Below are 15139 nucleotides of genomic sequence, written 5' to 3'. Positions count from 1 at the left end.
GAATTTTTTGTTTGTTATATAAGGTTTTAATAATGTAATGCTTAAGTTTGTTTTCTAATATATAATCAAGAGGAATAATATGGAGGTGCTAGTGTGGAAAAAGATGCAAAAGTAATTTCTTTTATAAATATGAAAGGTGGAGTAGGAAAGACTACTCTTTGTAAAGAAGTAGGGTTATATCTTTCTGAACGTTATCAACACCAAAATGGAGAACCTGTAAAAGTTTTACTAATAGATATTGACCCGCAATCTAATTTAACACAATCTTTGTTAGAGAGATTTGGCAAAGAAACAACTTTCTTTAAAGAAGGTGGAGAAGTAGATTATAAGTGTTCTGTTGATAATATATTTAAGCAAGACATGGTGGGTTTGGCTAAAAAACATGTAATTCTGGAATTGTCAGACAACTTGGACATAATTCCAGGTGAACTAGAGACTATATTTTTGCAAAGACAACAAAATTCAAGTACCCCAAATAAGTTAATGGATTACATTATTGATAATAAATTGAAAAGAGAGTATGACTATATATTTTTAGATTGTCCTCCAACGTATTCTGTATATACAGAAATGTCATTTTATGTGAGTGATTATTATTTAGTTCCTGCAGTCCCTGATGCGTATTCCGTATTAGGTGTAGACTTATTAGAGAGAGTTGTTAAAGATATTGTTCATAATCAAAGGAATGGTATTTTTAAATATTTTCAACCGAAGAATTTAGGGGTTATATGGACTAGAGTAGATTTAAGTAGAAAACCAAAGCAACAAGAGTACATAGAAGGATTAGAATTTGCAGATATAGTTTTAGAAAATGATGTTCATATATTTAATAGTAAATTTTTTGAGTCCCATAAACTTTCTACTTCTCCATTCGAGAAAACTATAGTAGATAGAAATGATGAAAGACTTAACGAGATGATCACTGCTATATGTGATGAGATAATTGGTAGAATTGGAGTGATAGAAAATGAAGCTCTTGTGGAAGAATATTAAAACTTTGGATTATAAGCAAAATCCTGAGCAAATAAAAATGGATTTTTACTCAGTACTAATTCCTACAATTCTATCAAGAGAAGTGTTTAATAAAAATAAAGATGTTAAGGAACTAGTAGATAAATTTAAGGTGAAAAAAAAGGTTAAAGATTATTTATATATTAGTAGAACAGCATTATTGGCTAGATTAATAAGAGAAATAGAAGACGCTGAAAATGATGTATTACAGTATAATGTTAAAATGTTTAAAGAATATGTAGAGGAGTTACTAATTAGTAAGGGACTAATTAATTATGATTCAACAAGTGTTACTAAAATTATAAACAAATATTCTAGAAATCAAAGTGAGAAGCAAAAATGAACAATGACTGGATTTTTAATAATTATTTAGATTATTTACAAGAACAGACTCCAAGTTTTTTTCAAAGATTAAGCGAACAAGATGAATTAAAAGAGTTGTACTTAACAATAAATGACATTTTCGTGCTTTGTAATGCTTTTGATAGAGAAGAAATGCAGGGTAAAAATTATTATAACTTAATTAAAGAATTTAAAAGTTATGGAAGTAGATTACTTTTAATAATAACTCTAAACGATAAATACTTAGTTGATGTAATACTGAGGTTGTTAGTTGAAAAACTGTATAGAATTTTATATGGTTTAAACCGTCCTCAGCTAGCTGAAAGTTCGATTAGAAAACATGAAAAAAGGAAAATGAAAGAACGCTTAGAAGGTTTAGTAGTAAAACAAGAAGAATTAAATGATTTGTATGCCAATTATTCTGAATTGCTACACCACACCCTTCCTACCGAAACGGACTTATTTAATTTTAGAGAATTAATGAGAGCAGATACAGAGATAATAAACTATACGAATGAAAAAGTTATTTTGATTAAGGATATATTTATTGAAGACTGTTTTTTAATAGCGTTTAGAACAGTAGAGTTAGGTTTAGCAACTAAATTGAATTTAAACGATAATCTTCAAGAAATGACAATTCAGAAACTAATAGATAGTGAACTTCTTTAATATTTGTGACAATAAATCATTATTTTATTTGATTAAAGGTTAAATTAAAAAAGAATACATAAATCAATAATATCTTCTTAACTAAATAATAAATGTTCATACCTGGAATATGTACGAAAGAAAGTTGCTTCTACTTTCATTAAGCACTATAGGCACTTAAAAAGGGTGTCTATTTTATTTATAATGGGGGCACGTTATCACCATTTATAAAAGTCTTTTGTATAAAAAAGTGTTGAGCACTAATACTCCTGCAATCGGAGTTAAATACCATATTTGATATTAAAAATAATAAACACTTATTTATAATCTGGATTTTTATGGGGATACTTTCTGTGTAGTAGTAAGATGTTTTTTGAGGTCTGATGCAAGTATTTTATGTTAGTTGGCTTGAACTTTAAATAGGGAAGGAAAGGTTGCATTTTATCTAACAGCCATATAAGAGTATATAGTGGTTAGTAAGTTTTGAAAATACTATTTCTTAAAATAAATGAATTGATCCAAATAAAGACGGGATGTGATTGAATGATTGAAATTATTTTTGAGGCTCATTTTGACGCAGTATTAGAATCATTGACTACTGATGAGAAAGAGAAAATTTTCGATAAATTAAACAATTTCAAGACGGCTTCTACTTACATGGAGATAGAAAAACAAGAAGGTGTAGCAATCTTAAAGCGTCTACCATCTAAAAATAAATTTGAGTATCTTTATAGAATAGATAAAGATTTTAAGGTTTTGTTTAGTTTAGATATGGAGACTCAAAAAATGTATATAAGAACACTAATTCAACGTGGGAGTATAATCGATAGTTTTCAAGAAAGAGGGAGAGATGAATGAAGGAATTTGATGTGAGCACTTTTAATCTTTCGACAGCTCAACAAGAATTAGAAGCATTTAGAGTATTCTTGGAAAAAGAGGAGTTAGATGAGGAGGATGACATTCTTCCGTTTTTTAGGAAACATATTATTCTTTCATGTATGATTGGAACAGTTGCAAATCTTGGTTATTTTGATAAGTATTCATTCGCATATGAGTTTCCTATTCATGGTGATTTTAGGTGTGATTTGGTAGTGGGTGACTCAAAAAAAAATCAATATCTTTTAGTTGAATTTGAAGATGCTAAAGAAAATAGTATCTTTTACAAAAAAAAAAATAAAGCTACTAAAGTGTGGGCAAGTCGCTTTGAAGAGGGGTATAGTCAAATCGTTGATTGGTTTTGGCGAATAGGTATAATGTCATCAGAGGAGCGAGAACTCTTTTTTGAATCTCCTAGTGATGAAAGTTTAGAGTACCATGGTTTGTTGATAATTGGTAGAAAACGCTTCTTAGCTGAAAAAGAGAAAAAGAGATTAATTTGGAGAAGGAAAAACACTGCAATTGCTACAAAGTATATAAAATGTATGACTTATGATGATCTTTATGAAGCATTAAAGGGTTATGTGGAATCGCTTAAATCACTTGCTACGCAAAAAGAAGTAGAATGAAAATTTGAATATAAAAATATCTAAGGTTGAATTGTTACATAATTTTATCGTTTAGTTAGATTTTTGATACTATGTCCATTAGTTTACATAAAAAGCGTGGATGTTACTTTTAATTTGTATCTGTACATAGGTAAATATCGGAGAAGATAAAAGATAATTATAGAAAAAGGGTAACATAACGTTCACCCTTTTTCTAGTTTTGGAGATTGTTAATTGGACTGTGCTTATTGTGCTGAGCTACAATGTCTTTACTTGTCATATTAATATATTTTCTAACCATCTCAATTGATGAATGCCCTAATATCTTTTGGAGGGTCATCACATCACCATTATTAAGTAGATAATACTTTGCAAATGTATGTCTAAAAGTGTGAGGAGAGACTCTTACTCCTTTAATTCCTGCATTATTACCATATGTTTTTAATCTCTGTCTAAATCGTGTAGGATCAACGGTATTTCCATAAACAGTAGCAAATATATGCAGGGTATCAAATTCCTCAATTTCAACTACTAATTCACGCAGTAGCTTACTAGTCTTTTGGGAAATAGGTACATATCGAGTTTTACGGTTTTTGGTATTAGTACCTTTTAATTCAATCACATTCGTTTTAAAGTCAATATCCTCTTGTTGAAGGTCTAACGCTTCACTAATTCGCATACCCGTATCAGCAAGTAACATCATTAATACATAGTCCCTAAATCCTGCGTATGTTCGTTGATTTGGCTGTTTAAGTAAAGTTTTTAATTGATCAACGGATAATGCTTCTATATTATCTTGTGCTTCTTTTAATGACTTAATTTTCGTAAAAGGGTTTAAATGTACATAATCCTCTTCAACGAGAAAGTTGTAGAATGCTCTCATATGTTTCATGATAGTATTTATATAAGAAACGGAGACACCAACGGATTTATATTTTTCCTTAACACAATGGTTATTTTTATGCTTAATGTGGTCATTCTTCAAGTAATATAAAAACTCTCTAATAGTATTTGTATCAAGTGTATTAGGTGTTACATCTTCATGATATTCTTCTAAATATCGGTGAAATACTAAGAAATATCCCTTCTTATTTTCAAGGGTTCTTCTTGCGAGACCTTCTGCTTCTTTTGCAAACATATAAATGTTAAATAACTCTTGGAATGTGTAAGTTTCAACCTGTGTAATTTCAATATTTGTACGACCTAACTTGGCTTTTCCTCTTTTTCCTGTTCTAGACAAAATAAAATACCTCCCTATATCGGCAATTTGGTTTACCGTATAAGAAGACATGAATGACTTGCACCCTGAAAAGTAAATGACCGCAACACTAGGGTGATTTTTGGTGTGTAAAGTATAAAACATTAACACCTACAAACCCTTGTAGAATACGGTCTCATAAGCAACTATGATCCCGACTGGGTTCGAACCAGCGACCTCCACCCTGTCAAGGTGGCGCTCTCCCTGCTGAGCTACGGGATCAGGGGATTTATATGTAATAAACTAGTATGCAATTAATTGTATGATAGTCTTATAGTAAAATCAAGTAATATATGTAATTATTTTAAATTTTTAGATATTTAAAGGCGTAATGAGGGTTAACTTTCTACTATTCTATTAATATATTATACAAAGGAACAAATAACATTTCGTATAAAAATATATTAAATGAAGGGGTATATATGGTAAGAAAAAATTTTAAGATGTTTGTACCAAGATATAGAACGATTTCTATTAATGGAGCAGTTCTTGATGTAGATATATCTCATGATGAGTTTGTAGATGAGTTGATAGAATGGGTAGAATCAAAGGGCTGGGCATTTTTAGGGTTAACAGAAGAGATAACAGAAGAGGAGGCTAAAAAAATTTTTATAGATTTATTTGAAGATGAGGAGGAGTAGTTCCTCCTTCTTTTTATGCTGTTCTGTGTTTTTTTATAAAGTTATGATATAGTGAAGGATAGTGAGTGAAAAATATATATTAATTTATTATGATTTTAATATGTAGATATAAAGAGAGAAAAAAAGGAGAGTTGTATGGGTAATTTAAAGAAAATTTTGGCTTTAATTATTGCAAGCGGTTTATTTTTTATTGCCCCCGCTAAATTTTATGCAGGAACTCCACCAGCGCCAAATGTGTTTGGACAGTATGCGGTTTCTATTGATGCGAAGACAGGTGATGTTTTGTATGATAAAAACGCGTATCAGCATGCTTATCCAGCTAGTATAACGAAAATATTAACAAGTATTTTATTGATGGAGCATGTGAAGCCAGGAGAGAGAATTGCATTTTCTCCCACAGCTCTGGAACAAGAAAAAAGTAATTATCAAATTGAATTTCAACCAGGAGAGACAGTAGATCGAGATACTGCACTTATGATTTTAATGGTGTTGAGCGCAAATGATATGGCGTATGCGATTGCTGAGCATGTTGCAGGAAGTACAGAAAATTTTGCGAAGATGATGAACGAGAAGGCGCTGGAATTAGGTGCAAAGGACAGTCATTTTGTCACACCAAATGGTTTACATGATCCAAATCATTATACAACACCTTATGATATGGCAATGATTACAAGAGGTGCGATGAAGTATCCAGAAATTATGTCGGCAATGAATACGAAGAGAACAACTGTTACAACGTCAAGGCAAACGGTTTCTATTTTTAATAAAGGAAGATATTTTGAAAATCCAAATTGTATTGGCGGGAAAACAGGTTTTACAAATGAAGCTCATAATACACTTGTAGAAATAAATGAAAAAGATGGAAATCGTATTATTAATGTCGTAATGGCTTCACAAAAGCCAGAAATTTATGAAGATATGAGGCAAATTGCTGATTATGCTTTTCCCCAATTTGCAAAACAACAAGTGCTTGATAAAAACAATTGGACAAAGGAAATGCCTTACTTGAATAAATCAGTAGATGGTGAATTAGAACGAAGCGTTGAACTTGTATTAAAGCAAGGTGAAGCCAAAAATGTACAAGCTGTTTTTAAGGAAAATCCTATTGATGAAGCACAATTATATAAAACGGGTCTTCACCGCGGCGATGTTGTTGGGACGGTAGATATTAAAAAAAATAATGAAACGTTAGAAAGTGTAAAGGTTCTTTCGAAAGAAGATGTTGCATTTGAGGAGCCGTCAAAAAGTAAAATAACAAATTCAATTCCTTCATATGTACTAGCGGTTGGAATTGGTGCAGGGATTCTTACTGTCATTAGTATTGGAATATTTCTTTGGAAGCGTAAAAAAAAGCGGACAGTGTCTCAGTAAAAATAGGCAAACAAATTTTGCCTATTTTTTTTATTGCGGTTCTTTAATGTTCGTTATAATATAATTATGAGTTCTTCGAAAAGAATGATAAATTTGAATATTTTTACTTCCGTTCGCATAGAGACTAAGGAAGGGAGCGAGACACATGAAATTAGTTTGGAAAATTTTTAGTAATATCATTTCGTTTGTTTTGTTTACTATTATGGTTTGCTTAGCGTTTGTAGCGATTTCATCGAAGGCAAGTGGCGGCGCTCCAACAGTGATGGGATATCAATTTAAGACAGTACTATCAGGATCGATGGAACCTACATTTTTAACAGGATCTATTATTGCAATTGAACCAACAAAAGACGGTTCAAAATATAAAAAAGGTGATGTCATCACATTTAAAGAAGATAACAAGCTGATTACTCACCGCATTATTGATGTGCAAAATATAGATGGAAAAGTGTTCTATGAAACAAAAGGGGATAACAACAATGGTCCAGATTTACAGCCAGTTCCTGCTGAAAACGTAGTTGGAAAATATGCAGATATTACTGTCCCATATGTTGGTTATCTACTAAGCTATGCAAATTCTAAAGCAGGAGCAGCATTATTATTAATAATTCCAGGTGTCTTATTACTAGGGTACTCTGCAGTTTCTATTTTTGGAGCAATACGTAGCATAGACTCTGAGAAGAAAAGCAAGTCTTCTGATGCAGGACAATCTGTATAAAGTGAAACTTTCATCAGTGGGGGTATCCTCCACTGATGGAACAGATAAGTAAGAAATAAACGAGAAGGCTATCTTTATGAGATAGTCTCGTTCTATATAAAGGGTTGTAGAGTTCGATATATATAGGAACGCCAATTTTTTTTTCGATAGTTTTATATAAAATATGCTAAAAATTTCTTCATGAATATAGCATTTTGGTTCTTACTTAGGTTTTCTTTATTGAGATTTTCATTATAATAAAAAATTTTTTATAAAGAACTTAAATGTGTACAATGGGAGATGTGGTTATGAAAAAATTTTCAAAGAAAGTAAGAAAAATGCTCATATTACCGTGTATATGTTCTGTAGCCTTTTATATGGGTTCTCAAGTAGTGACATATACGGAAGCATCTTTTTCAAATCAACAAACAGTACAATCGGACCTCTCAGTCGCAATTGTTTTTCCGAAAACTATTGAAAAATTAACAGAGGAAGCAAAGAAGCATAAGGACGCTATTTTCACTCAGTACAATGTGATAAATAGTGCAGTAAACTCAAAGGGAACTGTTGCAGAATTAGAAAATAAGCTTGCTAGATGGAAACAACATCGTGAGGTAATCAAGGCAGAAATAACAGCGGTGCAAAGTATTTATACTGAGATTGAATCATATTATAACGAAGTAGTAGAAGATATAAAGGTAAATAACAGAGAATCAGCACAAGAAGTATTAAAATATGTACAAGCTGGTTTTACACAAATTCAAAGTATTCGTAATGATATTGACAAACAAGCGGTTTTACAAAAAGTCGATGAACACATTCAAGTATTAGAAAAACAAATCAATGAAGAAAAAATGAAGCAAACAAACGAAGCAAAGAAACAAACGCCTGTACAACCTAAAGCTTCTTCTCAGCCAGAACAACAATCTTCAAAACAAGAAGAGAAAAAACAGGAAAATAATGCAGATGTAGAACAACAAAAACAAATTCAAGAAGACGATTTAGCACCTACACAATCTGAGAAAAGTAAAGAAGAAGTAAAGCAAGAAGCATCAACTGCTGTGGAAACGAAGCAGTAATGCATACTTCGGTTATATTTTCTACATAAATAGAGACTAATATAAAAAATATATTGCAAGAGGATTTTGGGATATATATTATGAATACAATTTGAATCGGAATGATGCTTATTGGATTATTTGTATACCAAAAGCGAGAGAAACGATCATAAAGAGAAAGGGTAAGGCACCTCTTATTTGCTACATTAAATAAGAGGTGCCTTACCCTTTCTTGTAGGAAATATCATATATGTATGAAAAAAAGAGAATTTGTAAGAAAAATGCTGAAAAGGAAAGAAATATAGAAAAAAATAATATAAAAACAGAAAATTTAGAAGTTTTTGCGATTTTATTTATGTACTTATTGTTCTTTATAATGAACCATAAGTAGGTTTATTAAGGAACATACATAGAGAGAAAGAGGAAGTATATTTACAAAAATCATGTCGAGACGAAGCAATTATTCAACTAGTTATATCTCTTATCTTCATAAGAGCTAACAATAAAAAGAAAATTGGGGGAACTTAGAATGGGTATTAAGAAAAAGTTAGGCATGGGAGTAGCATCAGCAGCATTAGGGTTATCTTTAATTGGTGGAGGAACGTTTGCATTCTTTAGTGATAAAGCAGAAACAAACAATACATTTGCGAATGGTACATTAGATCTTAATGTTAATCCGAAAGTATTGGTTGATGTAAAGGATTTAAAACCAGGCGATACAATGAAGCGAGAATTTGTATTGAAAAATAAAGGTTCCTTAACAATTAAAGATGTGCAATTAGCAACTAAATACGAAGTGTTAGATGCGAAAGGTGATAACAATGGGGAAGACCTGGGTGAACATATTCGTGTAAACTTCTTCTGGAACTGGGATAAACAAAGTGAGCCAATCTATTCTAAAACATTAGCGGAATTACAGAAAGAAAACCCCGATGCAGTAGGTAAAGACGTATTCGCACCAGAGTGGGCTGAGGAAGGCGGACTTGCTCCAAAATCTGAAGATTACTTATGGGTAGAATTTGAATTTGTTGATAATGGTCAAGATCAAAATAAATTCCAAGGTGATAAACTGAAACTAAACTGGACATTCAACGCTTCACAAACTGAAGGCGAAGAAAAATAAGTGATATAACAAAAGCGGGGGCCTTTCCCCGCTTTTGTAGTTTTTGTAGTACAAATAAAAAAAAGAGTGCCTTCATAGAAAGCACTTCTTCTTACATAATATTATTTTTGTTGCTGTTTCCACTTATTAAACTCTAAAAATTCGCGGAATTGTTCTTTTGAAACACCAGAATGCATGGCTTCTTTAACAAGATTTATCCATTCTGAGTCCATTGCGTGTTCTTCTGTAGGCTCGTCATGAAGAAGAACATCAACAGAAACATGCAGAACGTTGGAAATTTTTTCGAGAAATTGAATTGAAGGATTTTTTTGTAAGTTTCGTTCGATAGAGCTAATGTATGATTTTGCAACGCCTGCTTTTTCAGCAAGTTCTGTTAAGGAAATACCTCTTTGTAGTCGCAGTCGTTTTATACGTTCTCCAATCATGTTAGCGCACCTTTCTTACTGTATGTAGTCGACATAAGATGTAATTTATTATAACACATTTTTCTTTAAAAAGAACAATGATGATTAGTTATGTGATTCTTGATTCGCCAGTTTTAAAAAATTTTTAATTTCTTGAGTGTTAATATTCATATCTAAAGCTTCCAGCAGTAAATCGATCCACTCTTGATCTAGTATTTCCTTTTTATTTGTTTGCAAGCATGATCTCCCCTTAATGGTTAATCTTTATATGAAGATATGGATATAAAAAATGTAATTAACACTACTGTAATCTTAAAAAATATAATTATGTCGAAGAATGTAAAATTTGGTCGTAATTTTAAGTTTTGTAAAAAAATAACTGAATTTTGTGATTCTATATAGAATTTTAATATGTTTATTGTAATTTATCAATATTTTCCGAAAACATAAATAAATTTATATATATATTTATATAAAATGAAGGATTTTTTCAAGAATATTACAAATTAAGACAATATATTGTAAAGAGATTGAATTTTTAATATTATCAAAATATTAGTACATATTTGAGTTTAGGGAGGAAATAGGGATGAAGAAAAAACCTTTTAAGGTGCTGTCTACGCTTGCGGCGGCAGCTGTGCTTAGTTGCACATTTGGGTTTGGAAGCCAATCTGTTTATGCGGCAACGCCGTCTAATGAAGCAACTTCTAGTCCAATCGACGATCATTTAGTTCCAGAGGAGCGCCTAGCAGAAGCGTTGAAAAAACGTGGTGTCATTAGCGACTCTGCGTCGAAAGAAGACACGTTAAAAGCTGTTGAAAAATATGTAGAAAAGAAAAAAGGTGAAAAACCTGGAAAAGAACCAGCAGCGGGGGATAGTGTTACGAAAGAAGCTTCTGACTTTCTGAAAAAAGTTAAAGATGAAAAGTCCGACACAAAAGAAAAGGCAAATGAACATGTCGGCGGTCCGGTAGCTGGACAAGCTGTTGGTAAAACGGGACTAAACGGTAAAGTACCAACTACTTCAGCAAAACAAAAAGAATATAACGGACCTGTTCGCAAAGATAAAGTTCTTGTATTACTTGTAGAATATGCTGACTTTAAGCATAACAACATTGATCAAGAGCCTGGTTATATGTACTCAAACGACTTTAATAAAGAACACTATGAAAAAATGTTATTTGGTGATGAGCCGTTTACATTATTCGATGGTTCAAAAATTGAAACATTTAAGAAGTACTATGAAGAGCAATCAGGCGGCAGCTATACAGTAGACGGAACAGTAACAAATTGGTTAACCGTTCCAGGGAAAGCTGCTGATTATGGTGATGATGCTGGTAGTGGGCACGATAATAAAGCTCCTCTAGGGCCGCGTGATCTTGTAAAAGATGCATTAAAAGCGGCAGTGGATAGTGGTGTAAACTTAGCTGACTACGATGAGTTTGATCAATATGATATTGATGGTGACGGCAATAAAAATGAACCAGATGGACTTGTTGACCATTTAATGGTACTTCATGCTGGTGTAGGACAAGAAGCTGGTGGAGGTAAACTAGGTGACAATGCAATCTGGTCTCATCGCTGGACGATTGGACCAAAACCATATGCAGTTGAAGGTACACAAGCAAAGGTTCCATATTGGGGCGGTAAGATGGCAGCATTTGATTACACAATTGAGCCGGAAGACGGAGCAGTTGGTGTATTCGCACATGAATATGGTCATGATTTAGGTCTACCGGATGAGTATGACACACAATATACTGGAGCAGGTGAGCCGATTCAAGCTTGGTCTATTATGAGTGGAGGCAGCTGGGCTGGTAACATTGCAGGCACAGCACCAACAAGTTTCTCTCCGCAAAATAAGGAGTTCTTTCAAAAGAACATTGGCGGTAACTGGGCAAATATCGTTGAAGTAGATTATGATAAGTTAAATAAAGGGATTGGTTTTGCAACATACTTAGATCAAAGTGTAACGAAATCAGCTCGTCCTGGCTTGATTCGTGTAAATTTACCAGATAAAGATGTAAAAGGTATTCAGCCTGCATTTGGTCAAAAATACTACTATAGTACAAAAGGCGATGATCTTCATACAACATTAGAAACGCCAGTATTTGATTTAACAAATGCAACAAATGCGAAATTTGATTACAAATCATTGTATGAAGTTGAAGCTGATTATGATTTCCTTGAAGTACATGCAGTAACGGAAGATGGAGCAAAAACGTTAATTGACAAAATCGGTGACGAGAATGTTAAAGGCGGCATGGATACAACTGACGGTAACTGGGTAGATAAGTCATACGATTTAAGCCAATTTAAAGGCAAAAAAGTCAAATTAGTATTCGAATATATTACAGATGGTGGTTTAGCTCCAAATGGCTTTACGTTAGACAATGCTACATTAACTGTAGATGGCAAGGTTGTATTCTCTGATGATGCAGAAGGTACACCACAATTTAAATTAAACGGCTTCGTCGTATCAAACGGTTTTGAGAAAAAGCCACATAACTACTATTTAGAGTGGAGAAACTATGCTGGTGCAGATGAATCATTACAATATGGCCGCGGCCCAGTGTACAATACAGGTCTTGTTGTATGGTATGCAGACTCTAGCTTTACAGATAACTGGGTCGGTGTTCACCCAGGTGAAGGATTCCTTGGTGTAGTTGACTCTCATCCAGAAGCAATTGTTGGAACATTAAACGGTAAACCAAGTGTTGCGAATAGCACACGATACCAAATTGCAGATGCTGCGTTCTCATTTAATCAAACTCCGGCTTGGAAAGTCGTATCTCCAACACGCGGAACATTTGATTACAAAGGGTTACCAGGCGTAACGAAGTTTGATGATTCTAAAGCGTATATGAACACTTTACTTCCAGATGCAGGACGTAAAGTGCCGCAGCTTGGACTGAAGTTTGAAGTAGTTGGACAAGCAGACGATAATTCTGCAGGTGCAATTCGCGTATACCGCAAATAATGGAGAAGCTGTTGAAAGGGATTCCTTTCAACAGCTTTTTTCATGGGCAAATATGTTTCAAGTCATTTGTTAAGTAATATATAATTAAATTCTACATATCGTTTTATCCCGCATTAACGGGCAGTAGGACCTCCACCTCAAGATTCAGAGAGAAGCAAAGAAGCTAGGTGGAGGATAACTGCCCGTAAAAGCCCGATTGGTTCAACTAACCATCAGTGGGGGATGAAGAAAACCCCCACTGATGGAAGTTTCACTTTATCCCGCTATTCGTGGGCAGTAAGACCCCCACCTCAAGATTCAGAGAGAAGCAAAGAAGCTAGGTGGGGGATAACTACTAGCATGCGCTTGATTGATGCGAGCTTTTCATTAGTCGAGAATGCAAAAATCACTCATAGAAGTTTTAATTTAAATAGGAAGAAACAAGAATCTATTCTGGTGTATGATGAAATAGAGAGGTGAATATTTATGGAGATTGCATCAATTATAGAACGACAAAAAACGTACTTTTATAGCGGAAAAACAAGAGCAATCGATGAGAGAAAGAAACAGCTACAAGCGCTATATGCAAGTATTCAGCGTTATGAGTCTGAAATTTTTCAAGCGCTAAAGCTTGATTTAAATAAATCAGAGCATGAATCGTATACAACAGAGATTGGGTATACGCTAAAAGAAATTTCGTTTATGACAAAGAATCTTTCGAAGTGGAGTAAACCGAGGCGTGCTAAAACAGCAATGACTCATATTGGATCGAAGGGAAAAATTATTCCTGAGCCCTATGGTGTAACGTTGGTGATTGCCCCGTGGAATTATCCGTTTCAACTTGCGCTTGCCCCGTTAATTGGAGCACTGGCAGCCGGAAACACAGTTGTATTAAAGCCTTCAGAGTTAACACCAAATGTCTCTAAGATTATTGCGAAAATGTTAACGGAACTATTCCCGTCAGAGCTTGTCGCTGTAGTGGAGGGTGGCGTTGAGACGAGTACAGCTTTATTAAAGGAGCCGTTTGATTATATTTTTTTTACCGGGAGTGTCGGAGTTGGGAAAATTGTTATGGAGGCAGCTGCAAAACAATTAACACCTCTTACACTTGAACTTGGTGGCAAAAGCCCTTGTATTGTTCATAAAGATGCAAAGCTTGATGTTGCAGCGCGTCGGATTGTATGGGGGAAATTTTTAAATGCAGGACAAACGTGTGTTGCGCCGGATTATGTATATGTTCATTCCTCTATTAAAGAACCGTTTATAGAAGAAATGAGAAAGGCTGTGCGTGAACAATACGGAGAGCAGCCTTTGCAAAATGAAAAATATGTTCGTATTGTGAGTCAGCGTCATTTTGAAAGATTGTGTTCATTTTTGGAAGATGGGAAGGCTGTGATAGGCGGTAATTATGATAATGATAAACTACTTATTGAACCTACAGTGCTTACAGGTGTGACGTGGAATCATGCAGTAATGGAAGATGAGATTTTTGGGCCAATCTTACCACTGTTAGAATATGAACATATAGAAGATGTTATTGCAACTGTTCAACGTCATCCGAAGCCATTAGCATTATATGTTTTTGCTGAGGAACGAGATATACAAAAGCAAGTGACGCAATCCATTTCTTATGGAGGTGGTTGTATTAATGACACTGTGTATCATTTAGCGACTCCATATTTACCATTTGGTGGTGTTGGTCCAAGCGGATTGGGTAGTTATCATGGAGAGTCCAGCTTTCAAACCTTTTCGCATTATAAAAGTATTTTATCTCAATCGACAGTGTTTGACATGAAAATCCGCTATTCTTCTACAAAAAGTGCTTTAAAATTCATCCGAAAATTGTTAAAATAGTGATGGTATTTATCAGTTAGCGTAGCTGTATGATAAAACCCCTTCATAATTGAAGGGGTTTTTCTATTCAGGGTGTGTATCATATAAAGTGAAATTTTTATTGATAGGGGTTCTCCACATCTATTTTTTGATTCCTCGGAATTTTGAGGTGGAGGCTTATGGCACATGAATAGCGGAATAAAACATACTACATAGAGTGAAACCTCTGTAACTATTCAAATTTTTACTGTCTGTTAGCGTGGTATAAAACATGATTTTTTGTTTAGATTGATATAAAAATATGAGATAG

15 protein-coding genes and 1 tRNA gene are annotated in these 15139 nt (G+C 33.6%); 12 read left to right on the top strand and 4 right to left on the bottom strand.

Annotated features, from left to right (window positions below):
• Positions 1-93 precede the first annotated feature (93 nt).
• From ACTDJC_RS10130 to ACTDJC_RS10110, 5 genes are all read left to right on the top strand, one after another.
• Positions 94-993, top strand: coding sequence for a ParA family protein (locus tag ACTDJC_RS10130; protein WP_440603287.1), 900 nt, complete (start codon positions 94-96; stop codon positions 991-993).
• The gene (locus ACTDJC_RS10125; protein WP_440603286.1) at positions 968-1354 is read left to right on the top strand and encodes a hypothetical protein; all 387 of its coding nucleotides are present in this window, start codon (positions 968-970) and stop codon (positions 1352-1354) included. The genes ACTDJC_RS10130 and ACTDJC_RS10125 overlap by 26 nt, the downstream gene beginning before the upstream one ends.
• Positions 1351-2022, top strand: a complete 672-nt coding sequence (locus ACTDJC_RS10120; RefSeq protein ID WP_440603285.1) for a hypothetical protein — start codon at positions 1351-1353, stop codon at positions 2020-2022. The genes ACTDJC_RS10125 and ACTDJC_RS10120 overlap by 4 nt, the downstream gene beginning before the upstream one ends.
• Positions 2023-2544: 522 nt before the next feature.
• Complete coding sequence (locus tag ACTDJC_RS10115) at positions 2545-2859, top strand: hypothetical protein (protein WP_440603284.1); 315 nt, start codon at positions 2545-2547, stop codon at positions 2857-2859.
• Entirely contained in the window at positions 2856-3506 is a 651-nt protein-coding gene (locus ACTDJC_RS10110; RefSeq protein ID WP_440603283.1) for a Shedu anti-phage system protein SduA domain-containing protein, read from the top strand. Before ACTDJC_RS10115 ends, ACTDJC_RS10110 begins: the two co-directional genes overlap by 4 nt.
• Positions 3507-3699: 193 nt before the next feature.
• Here the strand turns inward: ACTDJC_RS10110 and ACTDJC_RS10105 are convergent, their stop codons facing one another.
• The gene (locus ACTDJC_RS10105; protein WP_440603282.1) at positions 3700-4725 is read right to left on the bottom strand and encodes a tyrosine-type recombinase/integrase; all 1026 of its coding nucleotides are present in this window, start codon (positions 4723-4725) and stop codon (positions 3700-3702) included.
• A 167-nt stretch (positions 4726-4892) separates the two neighbouring features.
• Positions 4893-4965 (bottom strand) — tRNA-Val (locus ACTDJC_RS10100).
• Positions 4966-5165: 200 nt separating this feature from the next.
• Here ACTDJC_RS10100 and ACTDJC_RS10095 point away from each other — a divergent pair.
• The 5 genes from ACTDJC_RS10095 (at position 5166) to ACTDJC_RS10075 (ending at position 9633) form a co-directional block, all read left to right on the top strand.
• Entirely contained in the window at positions 5166-5384 is a 219-nt protein-coding gene (locus ACTDJC_RS10095; RefSeq protein WP_440603281.1) for a hypothetical protein, read from the top strand.
• Between the two features lie 135 nt (positions 5385-5519).
• Positions 5520-6755, top strand: coding sequence for a D-alanyl-D-alanine carboxypeptidase family protein (locus ACTDJC_RS10090; protein ID WP_440603280.1), 1236 nt, complete (start codon positions 5520-5522; stop codon positions 6753-6755).
• A 145-nt stretch (positions 6756-6900) separates the two neighbouring features.
• Entirely contained in the window at positions 6901-7473 is a 573-nt protein-coding gene (sipW, locus tag ACTDJC_RS10085) for a signal peptidase I SipW (RefSeq protein ID WP_098310937.1), read from the top strand.
• A 287-nt stretch (positions 7474-7760) separates the two neighbouring features.
• A complete protein-coding gene (locus ACTDJC_RS10080; RefSeq protein ID WP_440603279.1) occupies positions 7761-8531 on the top strand; it encodes a DUF4047 domain-containing protein in 771 nt (256 codons plus the stop codon).
• A gap of 508 nt (positions 8532-9039) precedes the next feature.
• Positions 9040-9633 (top strand): CalY family protein, encoded by a 594-nt coding sequence (locus tag ACTDJC_RS10075; RefSeq protein ID WP_098310935.1) that lies wholly within the window; start codon positions 9040-9042, stop codon positions 9631-9633.
• 101 nt (positions 9634-9734) lie between these two features.
• Here the strand turns inward: ACTDJC_RS10075 and ACTDJC_RS10070 are convergent, their stop codons facing one another.
• Positions 9735-10058, bottom strand: a complete 324-nt coding sequence (locus ACTDJC_RS10070; RefSeq protein WP_098310934.1) for a helix-turn-helix domain-containing protein — start codon at positions 10056-10058, stop codon at positions 9735-9737.
• 84 nt (positions 10059-10142) lie between these two features.
• The gene (locus ACTDJC_RS10065) at positions 10143-10274 is read right to left on the bottom strand and encodes an anti-repressor SinI family protein (RefSeq protein ID WP_253629016.1); all 132 of its coding nucleotides are present in this window, start codon (positions 10272-10274) and stop codon (positions 10143-10145) included.
• Positions 10275-10626: 352 nt separating this feature from the next.
• Here ACTDJC_RS10065 and ACTDJC_RS10060 point away from each other — a divergent pair, with 352 nt between their 5' ends.
• Together ACTDJC_RS10060 and ACTDJC_RS10055 are read left to right on the top strand one after the other, a co-directional pair.
• Entirely contained in the window at positions 10627-13017 is a 2391-nt protein-coding gene (locus ACTDJC_RS10060; protein ID WP_440603278.1) for an immune inhibitor A domain-containing protein, read from the top strand.
• Positions 13018-13482: 465 nt separating this feature from the next.
• Positions 13483-14850, top strand: coding sequence for an aldehyde dehydrogenase (locus ACTDJC_RS10055; RefSeq protein ID WP_440603277.1), 1368 nt, complete (start codon positions 13483-13485; stop codon positions 14848-14850).
• The last annotated feature ends 289 nt before the right edge of the window (positions 14851-15139 follow it).

This window comes from Bacillus sp. GB_SG_008 (genome assembly GCF_052038115.1).
GTDB classification, from domain to species: domain Bacteria; phylum Bacillota; class Bacilli; order Bacillales; family Bacillaceae_G; genus Bacillus_A; species Bacillus_A rhizoplanae.
The sequence above is the reverse complement of the archived record's forward strand: the minus strand, read 5'-3'. Positions and strand labels throughout refer to the sequence as shown.

Excerpts from the sequence above, each read along its gene's own strand:
- ACTDJC_RS10120 (WP_440603285.1), top strand. The coding sequence starts at position 1,351 with ATGAACAATGACTGGATTTTTAATAATTATTTAGATTATTTACAAGAA.
- ACTDJC_RS10070 (WP_098310934.1), bottom strand. The coding sequence starts at position 10,058 with ATGATTGGAGAACGTATAAAACGACTGCGACTACAAAGAGGTATTTCC.
- ACTDJC_RS10060 (WP_440603278.1), top strand. The coding sequence starts at position 10,627 with ATGAAGAAAAAACCTTTTAAGGTGCTGTCTACGCTTGCGGCGGCAGCT.
- ACTDJC_RS10110 (WP_440603283.1), top strand. The coding sequence starts at position 2,856 with ATGAAGGAATTTGATGTGAGCACTTTTAATCTTTCGACAGCTCAACAA.
- ACTDJC_RS10090 (WP_440603280.1), top strand. The coding sequence starts at position 5,520 with ATGGGTAATTTAAAGAAAATTTTGGCTTTAATTATTGCAAGCGGTTTA.
- ACTDJC_RS10095 (WP_440603281.1), top strand. The coding sequence starts at position 5,166 with ATGGTAAGAAAAAATTTTAAGATGTTTGTACCAAGATATAGAACGATT.
- ACTDJC_RS10055 (WP_440603277.1), top strand. The coding sequence starts at position 13,483 with ATGGAGATTGCATCAATTATAGAACGACAAAAAACGTACTTTTATAGC.
- ACTDJC_RS10075 (WP_098310935.1), top strand. The coding sequence starts at position 9,040 with ATGGGTATTAAGAAAAAGTTAGGCATGGGAGTAGCATCAGCAGCATTA.
- ACTDJC_RS10125 (WP_440603286.1), top strand. The coding sequence starts at position 968 with ATGAAGCTCTTGTGGAAGAATATTAAAACTTTGGATTATAAGCAAAAT.
- sipW (WP_098310937.1), top strand. The coding sequence starts at position 6,901 with ATGAAATTAGTTTGGAAAATTTTTAGTAATATCATTTCGTTTGTTTTG.
- ACTDJC_RS10080 (WP_440603279.1), top strand. The coding sequence starts at position 7,761 with ATGAAAAAATTTTCAAAGAAAGTAAGAAAAATGCTCATATTACCGTGT.
- ACTDJC_RS10115 (WP_440603284.1), top strand. The coding sequence starts at position 2,545 with ATGATTGAAATTATTTTTGAGGCTCATTTTGACGCAGTATTAGAATCA.